Below are 18,296 nucleotides of genomic sequence, written 5' to 3' on the forward strand. Positions count from 1 at the left end.
TTGTTTTACCTCAATCTTTAGTCTCTTTAGCTTCAGTTGGTTCGTTGGTAACGCTTGTTGCTCGAGATTTTTGGGTTTCGTTATTGACAGTTGCGACCGCTTTAGGTTGTTTTTTGGACAATTTTTCAACCAATTTCACTAAGTTGATATTAGAAAAAGACAAAAAGATTCCTATTGCGACAAAGATTATCCCAACAATCCCCATAGCACCGCTCAAGACACAACATAAAACCCCCGCTCCAATGAGACCTAATGAATCATAACGCTTATCAGTCAAATTGTTTTTGAAAAAATTTACAAAAGCGTTTGGCTTCTTTGTTTCATGGGTTGTTTCAGTTGTATTGATTGTGTCAGCCATAGTGTTACCTCCATAAGATATATTCTCAATTTGTTACTATGAAACAAATTCATGTTATTATAGCAAAAAATATGAAACCATCTCCCTATTGCTTGTCGCCATTATGCTGTTGTTTGTAGTCTAAAAAGAGATGATTTGATAGAATGAAGCGTTTAAGTTAGATCGGTTAAGCCCACTCTTTTGTTTGACATTTTTAAGTTTAGCTTTGAGTTTAGCTCTTTTAGTCATGTTCTTTGTTTGCAAGTCTTCAACTGCTATCCATTCAAATTGCTTTGAAAGTTCGCTTGTGATCTGGCTAGAAAAACAGGCTAAAGAATGGCTCAAATTGTAAAAGGACTTGACATGTTTAAAGATTTTTATCGCACCACCCTCTCTTTTTTAAAGCCTTTATTGCTTTTACTAGTTTTATTGTTGCCGTTTTCACTTTGTATAGCTGATGAATATATTAGCATCAGTGATGATTGGGATGAAAGGGCACGAAATCAGTGGGATGAAATTGCGCGAAATCATAAGACATATTATTTTGAAAATGGTTTAGACCATTTTAATCAAGGCCAATACAAACAAGCCTTTAAAGATTTTAAATTGGCGCAAGAATACAGCATTGGGCTTGGCAGCGTTTATTTAGCCAAAATGTATTTGGAGGGAAAGGGCGTGAAAGTGGATTACAAAAAAGCGCAATTCTATGCACAAAACGCTATCAAAGGGTATGGGAGCGGGTTGTTAGGGGGCGCTTTAATTTTAGGACGCATGCAAGCGCAAGGCTTAGGGATGAAAAAGGATTTGAAACAAGCGCTTAAGACTTACAGGCATGTGGTTCGCATATTTTCTAATAAAAGCACAAATTATTTTGCTAACAATTTTAGATTACCAAACCTTGCATTCACTAGTATGCTTATTGGATCGCGATTCATTGATCTTTCAGGTTTGAGCGCGAATCCTATAAAATTTGGAAAGAAGTTTGGAATACTTGTTAAGAAATCCACTCAAATCAAAGATAAGACACTTCTTTGGGAAGACATTGCTGAAATTTCAAGCAATATTATTTTACTCAAACAACAAATGGGGGAGATCCTTTATAGGATTGGGATCGCTTATAAAGAAGGGCTTGGCACTAGAAAGAAAAAGAACAGGGCTAAAAAATTCTTGCAAAAATCCGCAGAATTTGGCTATGAAAAAGCCATGGAAGCTCTGTAGTTTTAATCAAACTTGTATTAGGCTTGACTTTGAATGGGTTAGAAAAATCCGCTTAGATTACCCTAATTAAAACAGAGCCTTATTTTTCTTATTTTTCCATTATAATAGACACTTGATTGTTTTCAATCTCTATATAGAGTTCTTTTTGAGAATTGGAGCTATAAGAGAGCTTGTTTTGCTGGTAGGCTTTGTAATCTTGGTCAAACACCACATAAAACAAGCGTTTGTTTTGAGAGTTGGGGTAAGGGATCACATTGATAGAAGAAAAAGCGATATTCTTTTTTTCGTTTTTTGCAAACACCCTTTTTTTATACTCTTTAAAAGCGTTGAATTTCATGCCGTCATAGCGAGTGAAATCGGGGTTATAAAAACGCATGTAGCGTTCAAAATCGCCCCTAGCCCAGGCTTCTTTCCATTGGAAAAGGGAACTTAAAATCATGCTCAATTCCTCTTTAGTGCTGGGGGAAAACTTGTCTTCATAGGTGATGAGGAACGCTTTTTCGCCTTTTAATATTTTATCATAAGAGCTTAAAAGCGGGTTTTCAATCGCAATACAGCCCTTAGTGTTCAATTCATTCCGATCGCCATTTAAAGGCATTCCATGCACCCAAATGCCATGCCCGGTGCGTTTTTTCAAGGTGTCATACAAATTAGGGTAATTCGTTACAAAAGCCAAAACGCCATAATATTGATCTAAGCGCTCTAATTTCTGCGTGATACGATACACTCCAATAGGCGTGGCTAAATCGCCCTCTAAAGTTTTATCGCCCTTTTTAGAGCCTACAAGGGCTTTAGAGCTGTTGATTTTTTTAAGCATGTTATTTTCTATTTCATAAAACTCCAAACTGGGCTTGGATTTATCCGCCACAAATAAAAACTGCTTGTTTTGATAATAGCCAAAATCCGTGTCCTTGTTTTGAAGCTCTTCTGCCCAAAAAGACTTATCTGCTAAATAAGAATCCATTTTTTGACCCACCACTTCTAAGCCTTGTTTTTGATAAAGGCGCATGATTTCTAACAAACGCTCATCAGCGTTCAATCCCACAAACCCCATTAACAGAGCCGGTAATATTTTTTTCAATCCCTATTCCTTTGATAGATATAGCCCAGTTTTTGCAAGCTCTTTTCTTCCTTACTCCATGATTTTTGAGCGATGACTTGCAAGTTTAAAAAAACCTTTTTTTCGCCCACTTCTTGCATTTTTAATCGCGCGTTAGTCCCGATGCGTTTGATATTCACCCCGTTTTTGCCTATCACGATTTTTTTTTGGCTTTCTTTTTCTACGATAATGCGTGCATACACCTTATCTATGCGTTCTTCTTCTATAAATTTATCAATCATCACATCGCTTTCATAAGGGATTTCATCGCTCAAAAAATCAAACAAACTCTCCCTAATGATTTCCTTATAAATATCGCACATTTTTTCATCGCTCATTAAATCCTTTTCAAAAAGCCATGCGCTAGGGCTTAAATGCTTACTGATGCATTCTAAAAGCGCGTTTAAGTTTTGAGATTTTTTCGCGCTCAAAGGCACTAGAGCTAAAAATTGCGATGAATATTTTTGATACTCTTGTAATTTTTGTAAAACCTGCTTGTGCGTGGCTGTGTCAATCTTACTCAAAGCCAAGATATGGGGTTTTTGGCACAAACTCAAAAACTCTTCATACCCTTTCAAATCATCATGCACAGAAGCTAAAAAAACGCGCAATTCAGCATCGCCCATCGCTTTTAAAGCCTGTGAGAGCATGCACTGGTTGAGTAATTTTTCTTGATGATGGAGCCCTGGTGTGTCTAAAAAAATGATTTGGCTCTCATACCCTTCTTTGTCTTTAAAAGGCACGATGCATTTCATCAATTTTCTGGTCGCGTTAGCCTTATGCGAGACAAGGGCTAAATGAGCGTTTAAGAGAGTGTTTAAAAGAGTGCTTTTTCCAGCGTTTGGTTTGCCTATAAGAGCTACAAAGCCCGCCTTAGTTTTCATTATAAAATATACTTCACTAAATTTTCATCAGCCACTAAATCCTCTAGCTTTGATTGAACCAATTCTTTAGTGATAGTAACGCTTTGCCCAGAATAATCCTCCGCTTCAAAACTAATGTCTTCTAGCACTTTTTCAATGGTGGTGTGTAACCTTCTAGCGCCTATATCTTCGCTTTTTTGATTGGCGTTATAAGAAAGTTTGGCTAACTCTTTGATCGCATCGTCTTCAAACGCAATTTCTACGCCCTCCACTTTTAAAAGGGCTTGGTATTGCTTGATGATAGAGGTTTTAGTTTGGGTTAAAATCATATACATGATTTCTTCGGTTAAATTTTCTAACTCCACCCTTAAAGGGAAACGCCCCTGCAATTCAGGGATGAGATCGCTTGGTTTAGAAAGATGAAACGCCCCTGCTGCAATGAATAAAATATGCTCTGTTTTAATAGAACCATACTTCGTATTCACCACACTCCCCTCTACAATCGGCAACAAATCCCTTTGAACCCCCTCTTTACTGGGATCTTGACGGCTTCCTTCTTTAGAGCTGACAGCGATCTTATCAATTTCATCAATAAAAATCACCCCTGAACTTTCCGCGCGCTTCAAACCCTCCATTTTAATGGCTTCGCCATCTAAAAGCGTGTCGCTGATTTCTGCTTTTAGGGCTTCTTTAGCCTCTTTAACGCTTAAAGTTTTTTTGACTTTATCCTGTTCTTTATGGAAAACCTTAATCAAATTTTCTTGAACCCTTAAAATTTCAGGCGGCACATTGGAATCAATCTCTATGCTTTTTTTACGCACTTCAATTTCAATTTCTCTACTATCCAACTCGCCTTGCGCGATTCTTTGTTGCATCTTTAAAAGGCTGTTAGCGTATTCTTGTTTTTTTTCTTCGCTCACGCCACTAGGCAAGGGGGGTAAGAGTTTTTTAGCGATTTTTTCTATAACCGCCTCTTCAATCTTGTCTTTTAATTTTTCCTTATGCTCATTTTCCACTAAAAGCACGCTGTTATTGACTAAATCCCTTACCATAGACTCCACATCGCGCCCCACAAAACCCACTTCTGTGTATTTGCTCGCTTCCACTTTCACAAAGGGGAGTTTCATGATTTTTGCCATTCTTCTTGCGATTTCAGTTTTACCCACGCCAGTAGAGCCAATCATTAAAATGTTTTTAGGCGTGATTTCTTCTTGTAAGGATTTTTCCAGTTGCAAACGCCTGTAACGATTCCTTAAAGCGATAGCGATAAACTTTTTAGCCTCCTTTTGCTCAATGATGTATTCATCTAAATAAGCGACAATTTCTCTTGGGGTCATATTCAATTTAGACATTAAAGCTCCAAAATTTTAATATTCGTGTTGGTGTAAATGCAAAGATCCCCTGCGATTTTTAAGGACTCTTCTACGAGTTTTCTAGGCTCTAAATGAGCGAAATGATCCAAAGCCCTAGCTGCGCTCAAAGCAAAATTCCCCCCACTCCCAATAGCGGCGATCTTATTGTCTTCAGCTTCTAAAACATCGCCCGTGCCGCTCAAGATAAAAACATGATCGAAGTTTAAAACGATCATCATCGCTTCCAATCGGCGTAAATACTTATCCTTGCGCCATTCTTTGCTGAAATCCACCACGCTTTTAAACAAATCCCCTTTTTTGCTCTCTAAAATGCGTTCAAACATATCAAACAAACTAAAAGCGTCCGCAGTGCTTCCGGCAAACCCGCTTAAAACCTGGTTGTGATACAAGCTCCTGATTTTTGTTGCATTGGCTTTGACTACGCAATTGCCCAAAGTTACCTGCCCATCGCCTCCAATGAGTGCGAACTTTTTGTTATCAAATTCCCCTCTATAGCCCAAAATCGTTGTCGCTTCAAACATTTTCTACTCAGCCACCACATCAATTTTAAACGCACCCACAATCCCCGATCCAAGCTTGACTTCAATCTCATAAATCCCTGTGCTTTTAATCGGGTGTTTGAGATCAATGTCTTTTTTATCTAAATTTAAACTCGCATGCTGTTCTTTCAAGCGCTCCGTGATCTCTTCTTTAGTGATCGCTCCAAATAAAGAGCCGTTCGTGCCGACTTTTTTATGGATAGTCAGCGTGATGGTTTGTAAGGTTTCTACCATTTGCAATTTTTGCGCCTTTTCTAGGGCTTCTTTTTCCGCTTTCTTTTTGACTTCGGCTTTGTATTTGTTGATCACTTCGTTAGTGGCGAGTTTGGCTTTTTGGTTAGCGATTAAAAAGTTATTCCCATAGCCATCTTTAACTTCGCACACTTCACCCGCTTTGCCTAAATTTTTCACGTCTTCTAATAACAGAACTTTCATCATATCCCCTTTAAGTTGTAAGTAATTTGTAATTATACTCTTTATTTTAATAAGTTGGGTTTTTATTGCTTATTCCTACCACCCATCTGTTTTTCTAAAGCCTGTTTGATCAATCCCAAACAATAAGGGATATTTTCTTTTGTTTCTAGCTCTACTTCCATGTTTCCAACGCATGGACGACCGATATTAGAAACATCTCTACTTTTTAGTTTTTCCTTTATTTCATCTTGCAATTCATTCAAGTTCATTTTTAAATACAATTTTAAGCCTTTTTCTTGCACAACAATATCCACAAAACTTATTTTACAAAACTTATAAGCTATATATTTTTGATTAAATTTTTCAGTTACCCTTTCATCAAGGGCTTTAATCTCTTTTCTTAAAATATCAAATAATTCCCTTGAATGGGGGCTAAACTTATAAGAGCTTAAATCATAAACCTTTTTTGCTTTCTTAGATTTATATTCCTCTAATGTTTCAAGGTCTAGCTTGGGGTAAGTCCAAATCTCTAAAGCCCAATCCGCCAAATCATTAGCTCTTTCTTCAATCTCTTTTTCGCCAAAAGGTTCCAAATCTTTTAAACTTTGATTGAGTCTCAACGGGCTTTGTTTGAAGCCCTTCTCCATATCTCTTTTTTTTTTGGAAAGAATTGTTACTATACTCCTTGTTATAACCGGTTAGAGTGAGATTGTCTATTGTGTGGAGGTATTTATCGTGTATTGCTTGAAAATTTTCACCCAAATCCCTTTGCCATTCTGGAGTAAGGGTTTGAGGCATTATATGTTCTATGCTGCATTCTTGAGTATTGACCGGCTCATTTGTTTCAAAATTTTCTAGCCTTTCAAGAAAGTATTTAGTTTTTTTAAAATGATAAAAATCTATCGTAATAAAAGAATCTTTAAATTCAGAATCTTTAGGAAATTTTCCTGTCGTCTTTTCCAATGATAAAAAATGCGCTTTTATACTTTCACGATATTGATCTTTATTGATCTTTTTTGTAAAAGAGGCAAAGACTTTATTGAGACCACCTGATCCAGGCCTATACACTGCCCTTCTGCAAAGATAACTCTCTGTTAAAGCGATAATAGGGATAAAATCCTGCTTGGATAAAACACCATCCTTATAATCACTATAAAGCTCTAGTAATAGCGGATAGATCACATCCATCTCTAAATCTACCAAAAAACTTAAAGCCTTGTTTAAATCTTTATCGGCTTCTTTTTTGAATACGATCTGACAAAAGAATCCGCAATATTTTTGTAAATCTTTTAATAAATCCTCTATTTCTATCCCCTTTTTTTGCCGGTAATCCTTGAAAGCTTCATAAATTCTTTTCTCATTGGGAGTTTTTCCTATTTTAATCGTAAGGTAATGCCGGACAAACTGATTAAACAATTTTTCATTTTGTTTAAATTCCTCCTCCATAGCCCTCCAGTATTTATTATAAAAGCCTTCTTGCTTTTTAATCTCTGTTTCCATTACGATATAGTTTCTAATCAAATCCGTTTGCGCAAGTTCCATACCTTTTGAGTTCATGCTCTCAAAGATAAGTTGAGGATCATCTTTCCCTTTTTCTAAAGCAATCCAAACTATCATGAGTTTTTCTAATCCTTTACAAATCGTTTCTAGTTTGTCGGTGTTTTTACGGATCCATTCTTCAAATAATTTAAAATTTTCCATTATTTTTAACGAAAGCTCGCTCGGTTTTCTTTTGTTTTCATCAATCAAAGACAGCAAGGTGTCTTTATCAGACTCTGATAAGATGAGTCTGAATTTCTTATCGCCGTCCTTATCACTGTTGATAAGATAGCTCTCTATTTTTTCACGCGAAAATTTTTCTAAAAATTCATCTTCATCGTTTAAATGATCCCTCAAAGCGATAAATAAAAGCGTGATAGTGGTGAGCCTTTGTTGGCCGTCAATGATGAGTAATGGGCTAGAGTGCGTATCATCATCTCGCACATACAAAATAGAACCGATAAAATGCCCTTTTATTTGATCGTTTCCACCCGTTTTGATAATATCATCCCATAATTGTTCGCATTGTTCCTTTTTCCAACTATACAACCTCTGATAGATGGGGATGACAAATTGATTGTTTTGATTTTCTTCAAAAAAATTTAATAGTGTGGTGGCTTTTGCGTCCATAATACACTCCTTGATTTAGCGGATTTTACCGCATGCATCTTAATAAAACTTGATACAGATTCTACTTTTTTACCCCATAAATGCTATAATCACCCCTATCAATCAAACTCAATTCATAACAATTAAAGGTGGTTAATGGTAGTAAGAACTCAAAATAGCGAAAGCAAGATCAAAGAATTTTTTGAATTTTGCAAAGAAAATGAAGTGGAATTTGTGGATTTTAGATTCAGCGATATTAAAGGCACTTGGAATCATATCGCTTATTCTTTTGGGGCTTTAACGCATGGCATGTTTAAAGAAGGGATTCCTTTTGATGCGAGCTCTTTTAAAGGCTGGCAAGGCATTGAACACTCGGATATGATTTTAACCCCCGATTTAGTGCGTTACTTCATTGACCCTTTTAGCGCGGATGTGAGCGCGGTCGTGTTTTGCGATGTGTATGATGTGTATAAAAACCAGCCTTATGAAAAATGCCCTAGAAGTATCGCTAAAAAAGCCCTAAAACATTTAAGAGATTTGGGCTTAGGCGATGTGGCTTATTTTGGCGCGGAGAATGAATTTTTTATCTTTGATTCCATTAAGATTAAAGACGCTTCCAATTCCCAATACTACGAAGTGGATAGCGAAGAGGGCGAATGGAATAGGGATAAAAGCTTTGAAAATGGCGTCAATTTTGGGCATAGACCGGGCAAGCAAGGAGGTTATATGCCTGTGCCTCCAACGGATACGATGATGGATATTCGCACAGAAATCGTGAAAGTCTTAAACCAAGTGGGGCTAGAAACTTTTGTCGTCCATCATGAAGTCGCGCAAGCGCAAGGCGAGGTGGGCGTGAAATTTGGGGATTTAGTGGAAGCCGCTGACAATGTCCAAAAACTCAAATATGTGGTTAAAATGGTCGCTCATTTAAACGGGAAAACGGCTACTTTCATGCCAAAACCCCTATATGGGGATAATGGGAGCGGGATGCACACCCATGTGAGCGTTTGGAAAAATAACGAAAACCTTTTTGGTGGCGAAACTTACAAGGGCTTGAGCGAGTTTGCGTTGCATTTTTTAGGGGGCGTGTTGCGCCACGCTAGAGGGTTAGCCGCTTTCACTAACGCTTCCACTAATTCTTACAAACGCCTGATTCCGGGATATGAAGCCCCATCCATTTTAACTTATTCAGCCAGCAATAGGAGCGCTAGCGTGCGTATCCCTTATGGGATTTCTAAAAACAGCGCGAGGTTTGAATTCAGGTTTCCTGACAGCTCATCAAACCCCTACTTGGCTTTTGGGGCTATTTTAATGGCGGGCATTGATGGCATTAAAAATAAAATGGATCCCGGCGAAGCGATGGACATTAACCTTTTCAAGCTAACTTTGGACGAAATCAGAGAAAAGGGTATCAAACAAATGCCCCACACTTTAAGGCGATCGTTAGAAGAAATGCTAGCCGATAAGCAGTATTTAAAAGAAGGTCATGTCTTTAGCGAAGAATTTATTCAAGCTTATCAGTCTCTTAAATTCAACGCTGAAGTGTTCCCATGGGAGAGCAAACCCCATCCTTTTGAATTTATCACCACTTATTCATGCTAAAACAATGAGTGGGTTAATAATCCCACTCTAAAAGTTTAGAATAAGGAAAAAATACCTTATTTTTAAAAAGAGTGGTTGGAAAAATTGATTTTCTTTGCTTTTTAGTTTTGTTCTAATAGGGTATTGATCGTGAAATTTAAAAAATAGCTTAAAGGCATTTTTTAAGATAAATGTTAAAAGAGCTTGCGAAAAGCGAGCGATGATTTCTTATGATGCGGTCTTTTGGGGTTAGGGGGTTTAGTTTTTGGGGGTTAAAAGGGTGGAGAATGACTTCAAAATACCCCCTATCTCCTTAAGAATTTTACAATAAAATAAAACCTAAAACCATAAAATAAAGTTTTAAAACAACTTAGCAGAAATCCCCCAACATTTTTAGCGTTTGGAATGAATGCTACTCATTTATAATATCCCCATGCATTCGTATCTACGGCAAGAAGTGTTGGGAGTTACGCCTTTAAAGATGTGATGCGTGGGAAATCGAACGCGCTTGGGACGCTCAAGCTCTGTAAAATCCCTAATCATAGGGACACAGAGTGAAAGCCAAACTCTCCCCCAACATCAGCCTAAAAAACCCATGTCTTTAGCGTTTGGGCACTTCACTATTCTTGAAAAAGCAAAAAATTTGTTTTAATCCTGTGTTTTCTGTGTTTTGAAATTTTTGAAGTTTTGAAATTTTTGAAACGCTTGGCTCAACCAACATGAGCCAAAAGAGCCAAAATATTTTTTAAGAAGAAACCCTTAGAGCCTGGTATCGGTTTGATTAGTTAAAATAAGGGTTTCCAAAGTCCTTAGGCGTGTAGCATAATTCTTTTTCTATAAAAGCATCTTTAATGCAAGCGACACGCAGAGCGTCAAAGCGAGTCTCAACGCTCGCACAACCGCCGAGTAAAGAAGATCCAATGAATACGCTATTTCTAATGGTTTTCATTTTATATCCTTTTGTTTTAAAATTTTTAATAACTCAAATACTTTAATCATGCGTCTATGATAGTTAAGATTTATTATGAAACAAAAAGTAAATGGAACTCAAAACAATCAAAATAACGCTCTAAATCCCAACCAGAAACGCTACCCTTTGTAAATCCTTAATAATTTTTGCTATAATAAAGCCCTAACTAAAATTTCTCCTTTTATTTTGGTTAGGCTCCTTGAATTAAAATTATAGTAGGTCTTGTTGCACCCACCTTGTGTTATTAACCGCACAAGACAAGATCAATTCTTAAAAAAAACAAACCCTTCCAATACAGCTTGATTGTCAGCAATATCCCTTATAGCAGTAAAAGCCCTTTAGTAAGGCTAACAAGGGGAAATATTTCATCGTAAAAGCGTGAATTATTTATACAAAAAGAATTAAAACATTCAACCAAACATCTCGTTGATTTCATATTTTTTAGCGTCTTTATCCTTAAGCCACAGAGCCACTTCTAAAGCCCCTTTAGCAAAAATAGATCGGTTAGTCGCCGTATGGCTAAGCTCTATGTATTCGCCCTCTAAATAAAACCCTATCGTGTGCTTCCCAGCGACATCGCCCCCCCTTAAAGCGGCTATGCCAATGCTTTCTTTAGAGCGCAAACCTTCTCTGTGAGTGGTGAGGGCGTTTTTTTCATCATACCCCCTAGCCTTAGCGCAAGTTTCATACAAACTCAACGCCGTGCCGCTCGGGGCATCTTTTTTGAGATTGTGGTGCGTTTCTATAATTTCAATATCCGCATCTTTTAATTTCAAAGAAGCTAAAAAGGCTAATTGGTTGAGCATCATAATCCCTATAGACATGTTATGCGCGTGCAAAAGCGGCGCTTTTAAGGCTAATTGTTGCATTTTTTCTAGCGTTTCTTTTTCTAAACCGGTTGTGCCAGAAACTAAAATTTTAGGGCATTCTAAAAGAGCCTCTAGCAAATGATCCAGGCCTTTAGGTAAAGAAAAATCAATCACGCATTCGCATGCCCTCACAAACGCTTTTAAATCGTTGGTTACTAAAGGGGGGTGCGAAAAATGGCTAAAATCCGTTTCGCATTTTTGCCTGACAAACACGCTAGATAGCACTAATCCCTTATACCCCCCTTTTAATTCTTCTAAAAGTAATTTCCCTATACGACCGCTCGCTCCATAAACACCAATTTTCATGTGCTTTCCTTGCTTTAAATCTTACAATCCCATTTTAAAAGGGTTTAAAATATTATTAGGATCAAGAGCTTTTTTAATATTCCTAAAAAGCTCCATTTCACCATGATTAAACGCTAAAGGCATGAATTTGGCTTTAGACAAGCCTATGCCATGCTCCCCGCTTAAAGTCCCCTCCAAACTAATAGCGGCCTGAAAAATCTCTTCCATAGCCTTATGGCCTTTTTCTAAATCCCTTTTAGGATCTTCTAGCATGATATTCACATGCACATTGCCATCGCCCGTATGCCCAAAGCAAGGGATTTTAAAGCCGTATTTCTGGCTGATTTTGGCGACTTCTTGCAACAAACTCGGCAAACTCGCCCTAGGAACGGTCACGTCTTCATTCAATTTCTTTTTACCATAAACGCTAATACTTTGAGAAGCGTTACGCCTTGAAAACCATAAATCCTGCTCTTCTTGTTCGTTTTGAGCGATCTTAAAACCCACGCAACCATTGGCTTTAAAATGCTTTTCTATTTCATTGAGTTGCCATGCAATCTGCTCTTTCACCACGCCATCCACTTGAGTGATGAGTATCGCTCCAGCGTCTTTGGGTAAGCCTTTAGAAAATCGTTCTTCCACAGCCCTTATACTCAAATTATCCAAAAATTCCATCGCTACAGGCGTAACGCCACTGCTCATCGTCTTATAAACGGCGTTCATGGCGTCTTCAATATGGTTAAAAACCCCCATCGCGCTCTGTTTTAGGGGCGGTTTGGCTAAAAGCTTTAAAGTGATTTCAGAAATCACACCCAAACACCCCTCACTAGCGATCATCAGCCCTGCGATATTAAAGCCGGCGACATCTTTGATCGTTTTTTTGCCCGCCCTTATGATTTCGCCATTCGCTAAAACCACCCTTAAAGCCATGACATAATCTTTAGTGATCCCGTATTTAGCCGCGCGCATGCCACCGGCATTTTCGGCGACATTCCCCCCTAAAGTGCTTTGACTCTCACTCGCTGGGTCTGGAGGGTAGAATAAATCCAATTTTTCCACTTCGTTTTGGAAATGCTTGTTAATCACGCCCGGTTCTACTCTAGCGATCAAATTTTTAGTGTCAATCTCTAAAATCTTATCCAAATGCTTTTCTACGCTTAAAACTAGCCCCCCACTCACGCTCAACGCCCCCCCTGTAAAACCGCTCCCAGCCCCCCTAGGCACAACGATAAGGCGGTGCTCGTTGCAATATTTTAAAATCTGGCTGATTTCTTGCTCATTTTTAGGGAAAATCACACCACTAGGCAAATGCCTTTCTTTGGTAGCGTCATAGCAATAAGCGTTCAAATGCGCTAAATCAGTGAAAAAATCCTCTCCCCCTACTAGGTTTTTAAAATATTTAATGTGTTGTTGGTCTAACATGTTATTTTTTACCCGCTTCTAGCGCCTTTCTTCGCTCTTCAAGCTCTTTTTCATCTCTTTCTTGATGCTCTCTCGCTCTTTGTTCAAATTCTCTCGCTCTTTGTTCGGCTTTGGCTTTTTTCTTTTCTTCTTTCAAGCGGCGTTTTTCTTCTTTAGAATTTGGTTTTTTCTCTTCTTTAGAAGCGTTGTTCTCTTTAGGAGCGTTTTCTGCACCTTGATTGGCTTTTTTAGGCTCTTTAATGGCTTCTTGCTTGATTTCTCGCTCGTTTTCTTTGGCATTGACTTTTTTATTGCCTTTATCCATTTCTAAAGCTTTTCTTCTTTCTTCAGTCTCTTTTTCATCTCTTTCATCATGCTCTTTTTCTCTTTCTTCAAATTCCATAGCCTTTTTGGTGGCTTTAGTTTTTTTCCTTTCATCTCTTGAACGACGCCTTTCTTCTTTAGTGTCAAGTTTTCGCTCTGCTTTTTGGTAGTTTTTCTCTTCTAAAGTGGGAGCGTTTTCTGTGCCTTGATTGGCTTTTTTAGGCTCTTTAATGGCTTCTTGCTTGATTTCTCGTTTATTTTCTCTAGCATCAATCCTTTCTTCTTTCTTTTCAATCCTTACTTCTTTTCGTTTTTCTTTTTTGACTAAAGCGTCATAGTAAGCGAAGTAATTTTTAGATTGACTGCCTGAAAAAAGTTTCCCTAGCGTGCCTGCATCAATGCCCTCAACCCTAGAAAAAAACGGCGTAGAAGTTTTAGTAACGCCGCTTGTATCCAACTCTCTTTTTTCTAAAATTTCAAAACTCTCACAGCTTAAAATATTGAGCGTGTTCGTGGTTACAATATAAATCACCCCCACGCTATAAACGTTGCACGCTTTTCTTAAATTAGCGATTTTTGGGTCAAACCCGTTCAAAAAAGTAACCAACAAATCAGAACTAATAAAATTAATATCAGTGTTAGTCGCTCTGATTTGCTCATAGAGTTCATCATTAGGAGCGATTAAAAACGCTTGGTTGTTGAATTGCCTAAAATAGACTAAATCCCCCTTTCTAGCGACCATTCTTGGAGTGGGTAAATGGATTTGTTTCATCGACTCAAACGCTCTGAATTTAGCCGTTGCGACTCCATTTTCAACGGCAATAATGACCACTTCAGAATTAACGATTTCATAATCTGAAAGTTTAGTAACCACAAAACCAAACTCCCCCACTTGCAAATCATGAGCCGGAAAACGGATGATTTTTTTAGGCAAATCCACAAATTCTATACTCACTCTTAAGGGTTCTTGCCAAGAGGCTGATTGCAAGCTTATAAAACTCATTAGAAGAAGTCCTATCAAAAGCCTTAACATAAAATTCCTTTTAAACATTTTTAAACTTTTTTAAATGCCATAAAATGGCTAAAGACAATCCGGTGGTTTTAGCGTATTGAAAATCCATTATAAAATCAAGAGCTTTTGATCGCTCTAAAAACAGCACTTCAATCTTTTCGGCATCAATCCCCCCACCCTTTGAAACCCTCAAATTCTTATGCACTTCAGCGTAATAGAGCGTTTGCAAACTCCCGCTCAACCCGGTCGCGCTATAAAATTGGCCTATGGTTTCTAAATTTTTAGGGCTGATCTGATAACCGCATTCTTCTAGCGCTTCTTCGCAAGCGATTTCTTCTAAACTCTTATTAGTTTTATCCACAAGCCCTGCACACAATTCATAAGTGTATCCGTCAATATTTTGATCTTGATCGCGCTTAAAATGAAAATGGCGCGCATAAATGGCTGGACGGAATTGTTTCACAATCACAAAACAATCGGATTCTTTTTCATAGAGTAAAACCGCCACGCTGTCTAAAGACTTAATAATATCCCATGTTTTCTTAGTATTCTCTTCATTATAATGCATGCGTTTTAATTCTATGAAATTAGAGCTAGAACAAGGCTCTAAATACACACTAGAATCATCTATTAAAGATTTTTGATTGAAAGCATTCTTAAAATAAGACATTAAAAACCCTCTAAAAGATAAAATGAATTTTTTTCAAAAGAATGGGTTTTAAGAAGTTCTTCTAATTTTTGCTTAGAATGCTGAGCTTTTTCTAAAAAAACCTCTCTTTGCTTGCCGTGTAATTTGCTTTTAGCGGTGCGGATATAGCCTAAAGGATTAATCGGGCGGGAGTTTTTATACACGCCAAAATGCAAATGCGGCCCGGTGCTTAAACCGGTGCTCCCCACTCTTCCTATAATTTGCCCTTTTCTAACAAACGAGCCTTTTTTCAACCCCTTAGCAAACATGCTCATGTGAGCATACACCAAACGCAATTCATTCAAATGGATTTCAACCACATTCCCATACCCCACCTTAACCCCTATAAAACCCACACGGCCATCTGAAGCAGAATGGATCAAACTGCCATGTTTAGCCGCATAATCCACGCCGTAATGAGGCCGTCTGACTTTTAAGACAGGATGGAATCTCCCATAAGAAAAAGGCGAAGAAATGCGGGTGTATTTCACCGGGGTTTCTAGTAAAAACCCTGCCACTTCTTGCGCTTTTGAATCGTAATAACGCCCGTTTGAATGGGAAAAGAGATAGTATTGGTTAGAGCGAGAGCTAATCATGGCTATTTTAATGGTCGGTTGGCCAAACGCTTGCCCCACACGATAATCTCTTGTATAAACGATAGCGATTTTATCGTTTTTTGCCAGGCGTTTAAAAGGCACGCTTTTTTTATACGCGTTCATCAATTGGTTGGCCAAAAGGGGGTCATTGGTGGCTTTGACAATATCTTGATAGGGCGAAGTTTGTAAGGAAAGAAGGAGGGTTCTTTCTTTACGAGTGAGAACAATGGGGATAAAGTCTAAAAAATAATCCTCCCCTTTTTTGTAAATATGGATTTGCAAATCCTGGCTTATAGGGATAAGGGCTTGAATGAGCGTGTTGTTAGCATCTCTTAAGGTGTAGTAGGTAACATTGCTTTGGATTTCAGCGCTCAATTCTTTATCTTGAGAGCTTAGGTTGTAGTAGAGTTTTTGAGGGATATGGTTTTTTTCTAAAAACCCTAACAGCGTGAGCTTATCCCACACAAGCCTTTCACCCACCAATAAAGTTTGCTCTTTAGCCATTTCATCGGCTTTTAAAAGAACCCCATAGGATAAAGGGAATAAAAAAGCAACCATTAAAGAATAGATAAAATTTAAAATAATTTTCTTATGAAAAAATACCATGCAGTCGTTTAATGCCTTCAATCAAATCTGTATTTTATTAGTATAACATAAGCCATTAAAGAAAAACGATACAAGTTTAAAGCCTAGCCCTGTTTTTATAGCTTTATGAAGCGCGTTTTATTGATGCATGGTTATTCCCCATAAACGGGTTTATCTCGCCTAGATCTTGTAGCGTTAGATATTCATTCTCTTTTTAACAATTTGTATCGTTAGTTAATTTTGAAGTATTTTTTCTAAAATCTTTAACACATCGCTATGGTGCGCTTGGCTTAAAAGTCCAAAAATTTTAAGCATTTCTAAAAACATGAGAGCGTTGGTTTTATGGATGGTTAAAAGAGCATGTTCTTTGAGTGCAGCCGTTCTATTTAATAAGGGAGTAGCGGTTTTTAATTCCAAAATAGAAAAGCAAAAATACAGCATGGCTTGGGTTTTAGAGCCATATTGTTGTTCCCTAATAACAATTTCGCTCAACTGATTATCGTTGAAAGAATGAATGAGTAAAGGGTAAGAAATGCGTGAAAGTTCAAAATCCATGCCACTAAATTGATGTAATCTAAATCTTTCTCTTGTAATCATAAAATTATCTTCTATAAATTGTTTTTGTTTTTCTAAATATTTTAAAGTATTTTCTAAATTTTCTAAACTGATTAAATTTAATTGCTTAGCGTAATAGATTATCTCACTCAATCCATAAAGAGTCTTTACTTTATTATTAGCCCCTAAAAAATGATATTTTTCATCTTTTAAAGTAGTGAGTTTAAATTTTTCTTTATCTTTAATGGGGACATCATAACCGATTTGCCACTCTACATAATGTTTTAAACTAAAAGGGATTTTTCTGGTCGCTGTTGAAATGCCATAATCGCTAAAGGCATGCCTGATTTTCACACGCACTTTGCCTGAAATTGAAGTTAAAGGAATAGAAACCTCAATCACTTTTTTATTATTATCAATCTTAATCAAATTCACAAGGGTGTCCTTGAAACAATTTTTTAAAATATTCTAAACGCGCTCGTTTATCTTTTAAAAAAGCGTCTTTAATTTCTAAAAAAGCGAAATGATCAATGATAATATCCAAATTACCAAAATAATAAGGGATTTTAGGGGCGATTTCCTTAAAATAATGGATATATTGGTAATAAATCAATTTGTCTTGACTGATACGCACCGCATTTTCGCTTGGTGCGTTTAAAAAAGTTTTGTTGCGTTTAAGAGCGTTGATGTCTCGCATAGGGAAAAAATAGCCCACGCATGCCCCAACCTTTTTAGCGTTAGGGTATTTATCCACATAGTTGGCTATATAGTCAAAATCGTTTAAGCATAGCGTTGTATCGCAATCAGTTGGAAAAACAAAACGCCTAATATCTGCATAGTCCATTCGTCCTCGCTCATATAAAGCTATCACAATAGGAAATTCGTTACTTTTGGTGAAAGATTTAGAAGAAACAACAAAAGCGTCTAAAAGCCTGTAATGATCCTTAAATAGCTTTAATTGCTTAAAATTAGCTTCTTTGATGAGGTAAGATAAAGGGTGTAACACGCAAATAAACGCCGGCTTTAAAATTGCAAAAGATTTTAAAAAACTTATCCCTAAATCCCTGGATTTCAAATCGTTGTCTATCTCAAAAATAAAATCTTTATTTTTAATATCTTGTTTGATAAAGGAAGTTCTATCGTTATAGGGGGGATTGCCCACGATGATTAAAGGTTCATCTTGGCTAATGCCATAATTTTCTCTTTTAGGATTAACTAGAGCGTTTATTATTAAAGCACCACACTTAGGGTCAATATCCGCTCCTATTTTTTTAGGGTGTTGGAGTTTTAAAAACTCTTTATTGCCACATGCGGTGTCTAAAAGCGTGTAGTCTTCAATACCAACATGCTTTTTTAAAAGCCTGTAAGCGCAATCCACTAAATAAGGGGGCGTGTAATAAGCCCCTAAATTCACGCTCTCTTGCTTGGTTAAATGTTTG

15 protein-coding genes and 3 pseudogenes are annotated in these 18,296 nt (G+C 37.4%); 2 read left to right on the forward strand and 16 right to left on the reverse strand.

Translation table 11 applies throughout. The annotated features are described in order from the left end of the window. Positions 1 to 10: 10 nt before the first annotated feature. Together cag1 and H7N69_RS08150 are read right to left on the reverse strand one after the other, a co-directional pair. On the reverse strand, positions 11 to 358 hold the full coding sequence (gene cag1, locus H7N69_RS02625) for a cag pathogenicity island protein Cag1 (RefSeq protein WP_187884713.1): 348 nt from the start codon (positions 356 to 358) through the stop codon (positions 11 to 13). A 97-nt stretch (positions 359 to 455) separates the two neighbouring features. Next, positions 456 to 652: pseudogene (locus H7N69_RS08150) on the reverse strand (transposase); the annotation flags it as partial. Positions 653 to 700: 48 nt separating this feature from the next. Here H7N69_RS08150 and H7N69_RS02635 point away from each other — a divergent pair. After that, positions 701 to 1,555 carry an SEL1-like repeat protein gene (locus tag H7N69_RS02635; RefSeq protein WP_187884714.1) on the forward strand — a complete coding sequence of 285 codons (855 nt, stop codon included), beginning with the start codon at positions 701 to 703 and terminating at the stop codon, positions 1,553 to 1,555. Between the two features lie 88 nt (positions 1,556 to 1,643). Here the strand turns inward: H7N69_RS02635 and csd6 are convergent, their stop codons facing one another. From csd6 to H7N69_RS02665, 6 genes and pseudogenes are all read right to left on the reverse strand, one after another. Further along, positions 1,644 to 2,636 (reverse strand): cell shape-determining L,D-carboxypeptidase Csd6, encoded by a 993-nt coding sequence (gene csd6 / locus H7N69_RS02640; RefSeq protein WP_187884715.1) that lies wholly within the window; start codon positions 2,634 to 2,636, stop codon positions 1,644 to 1,646. Further along, a complete protein-coding gene (era, locus tag H7N69_RS02645; protein WP_165525766.1) occupies positions 2,633 to 3,538 on the reverse strand; it encodes a GTPase Era in 906 nt (301 codons plus the stop codon). The genes csd6 and era overlap by 4 nt, the downstream gene beginning before the upstream one ends. Beyond that, complete coding sequence (gene hslU, locus H7N69_RS02650; RefSeq protein WP_187884716.1) at positions 3,538 to 4,869, reverse strand: HslU--HslV peptidase ATPase subunit; 1,332 nt, start codon at positions 4,867 to 4,869, stop codon at positions 3,538 to 3,540. Before hslU ends, era begins: the two co-directional genes overlap by 1 nt. Then, positions 4,869 to 5,411: an ATP-dependent protease subunit HslV gene (gene hslV / locus H7N69_RS02655; RefSeq protein ID WP_000461011.1), complete on the reverse strand. Its 543-nt coding sequence runs from the start codon at positions 5,409 to 5,411 to the stop codon at positions 4,869 to 4,871. Before hslV ends, hslU begins: the two co-directional genes overlap by 1 nt. A 3-nt stretch (positions 5,412 to 5,414) precedes the next feature. Then, positions 5,415 to 5,864, reverse strand: coding sequence for a 50S ribosomal protein L9 (gene rplI, locus H7N69_RS02660; RefSeq protein ID WP_187884717.1), 450 nt, complete (start codon positions 5,862 to 5,864; stop codon positions 5,415 to 5,417). 62 nt (positions 5,865 to 5,926) lie between these two features. Further along, a pseudogene (locus H7N69_RS02665) lies at positions 5,927 to 8,012 on the reverse strand (GmrSD restriction endonuclease domain-containing protein). A 135-nt stretch (positions 8,013 to 8,147) separates the two neighbouring features. Here H7N69_RS02665 and glnA point away from each other — a divergent pair. Continuing rightward, positions 8,148 to 9,593, forward strand: coding sequence for a type I glutamate--ammonia ligase (glnA, locus tag H7N69_RS02670; RefSeq protein WP_187884718.1), 1,446 nt, complete (start codon positions 8,148 to 8,150; stop codon positions 9,591 to 9,593). Positions 9,594 to 10,331: 738 nt separating this feature from the next. On the opposite strand, the pseudogene H7N69_RS02675 reads toward glnA, so the two are convergent. The 8 genes and pseudogenes from H7N69_RS02675 to H7N69_RS02710 form a co-directional block, all read right to left on the reverse strand. Further along, a pseudogene (locus tag H7N69_RS02675) lies at positions 10,332 to 10,521 on the reverse strand (urease-enhancing factor). A 431-nt stretch (positions 10,522 to 10,952) separates the two neighbouring features. Continuing rightward, complete coding sequence (gene dapB, locus H7N69_RS02680) at positions 10,953 to 11,717, reverse strand: 4-hydroxy-tetrahydrodipicolinate reductase (protein ID WP_187884720.1); 765 nt, start codon at positions 11,715 to 11,717, stop codon at positions 10,953 to 10,955. Positions 11,718 to 11,738: 21 nt separating this feature from the next. After that, positions 11,739 to 13,118 carry a glycolate oxidase subunit GlcD gene (gene glcD / locus H7N69_RS02685; protein WP_187884721.1) on the reverse strand — a complete coding sequence of 460 codons (1,380 nt, stop codon included), beginning with the start codon at positions 13,116 to 13,118 and terminating at the stop codon, positions 11,739 to 11,741. Position 13,119: 1 nt separating this feature from the next. Then, entirely contained in the window at positions 13,120 to 14,454 is a 1,335-nt protein-coding gene (gene pgbA, locus H7N69_RS02690) for a plasminogen-binding protein PgbA (RefSeq protein WP_187884722.1), read from the reverse strand. 10 nt (positions 14,455 to 14,464) lie between these two features. Continuing rightward, positions 14,465 to 15,103 (reverse strand): NUDIX hydrolase, encoded by a 639-nt coding sequence (locus H7N69_RS02695; protein WP_187884723.1) that lies wholly within the window; start codon positions 15,101 to 15,103, stop codon positions 14,465 to 14,467. After that, positions 15,103 to 16,323 (reverse strand): peptidoglycan DD-metalloendopeptidase Csd3, encoded by a 1,221-nt coding sequence (csd3, locus tag H7N69_RS02700; protein WP_187884724.1) that lies wholly within the window; start codon positions 16,321 to 16,323, stop codon positions 15,103 to 15,105. The genes H7N69_RS02695 and csd3 overlap by 1 nt, the downstream gene beginning before the upstream one ends. A gap of 213 nt (positions 16,324 to 16,536) precedes the next feature. Then, positions 16,537 to 17,292, reverse strand: a complete 756-nt coding sequence (locus H7N69_RS02705; RefSeq protein WP_187884725.1) for a R.Pab1 family restriction endonuclease — start codon at positions 17,290 to 17,292, stop codon at positions 16,537 to 16,539. Beyond that, a complete protein-coding gene (locus H7N69_RS02710; RefSeq protein ID WP_187884816.1) occupies positions 17,279 to 18,271 on the reverse strand; it encodes an adenine methyltransferase in 993 nt (330 codons plus the stop codon). Before H7N69_RS02710 ends, H7N69_RS02705 begins: the two co-directional genes overlap by 14 nt. Positions 18,272 to 18,296: the final 25 nt, after the last annotated feature.

Source organism: Helicobacter pylori, from assembly GCF_014497725.1.
In the GTDB taxonomy this organism is placed as follows: domain Bacteria; phylum Campylobacterota; class Campylobacteria; order Campylobacterales; family Helicobacteraceae; genus Helicobacter; species Helicobacter pylori_DE.

Excerpts from the sequence above, each read along its gene's own strand:
- glcD (WP_187884721.1), bottom strand. The coding sequence starts at position 13,118 with ATGTTAGACCAACAACACATTAAATATTTTAAAAACCTAGTAGGGGGA.
- hslV (WP_000461011.1), bottom strand. The coding sequence starts at position 5,411 with ATGTTTGAAGCGACAACGATTTTGGGCTATAGAGGGGAATTTGATAAC.
- cag1 (WP_187884713.1), bottom strand. The coding sequence starts at position 358 with ATGGCTGACACAATCAATACAACTGAAACAACCCATGAAACAAAGAAG.
- era (WP_165525766.1), bottom strand. The coding sequence starts at position 3,538 with ATGAAAACTAAGGCGGGCTTTGTAGCTCTTATAGGCAAACCAAACGCT.
- csd3 (WP_187884724.1), bottom strand. The coding sequence starts at position 16,323 with ATGGTATTTTTTCATAAGAAAATTATTTTAAATTTTATCTATTCTTTA.
- pgbA (WP_187884722.1), bottom strand. The coding sequence starts at position 14,454 with ATGTTAAGGCTTTTGATAGGACTTCTTCTAATGAGTTTTATAAGCTTG.
- dapB (WP_187884720.1), bottom strand. The coding sequence starts at position 11,717 with ATGAAAATTGGTGTTTATGGAGCGAGCGGTCGTATAGGGAAATTACTT.
- glnA (WP_187884718.1), top strand. The coding sequence starts at position 8,148 with ATGGTAGTAAGAACTCAAAATAGCGAAAGCAAGATCAAAGAATTTTTT.
- H7N69_RS02695 (WP_187884723.1), bottom strand. The coding sequence starts at position 15,103 with ATGTCTTATTTTAAGAATGCTTTCAATCAAAAATCTTTAATAGATGAT.
- H7N69_RS02635 (WP_187884714.1), top strand. The coding sequence starts at position 701 with ATGTTTAAAGATTTTTATCGCACCACCCTCTCTTTTTTAAAGCCTTTA.
- rplI (WP_187884717.1), bottom strand. The coding sequence starts at position 5,864 with ATGAAAGTTCTGTTATTAGAAGACGTGAAAAATTTAGGCAAAGCGGGT.
- hslU (WP_187884716.1), bottom strand. The coding sequence starts at position 4,869 with ATGTCTAAATTGAATATGACCCCAAGAGAAATTGTCGCTTATTTAGAT.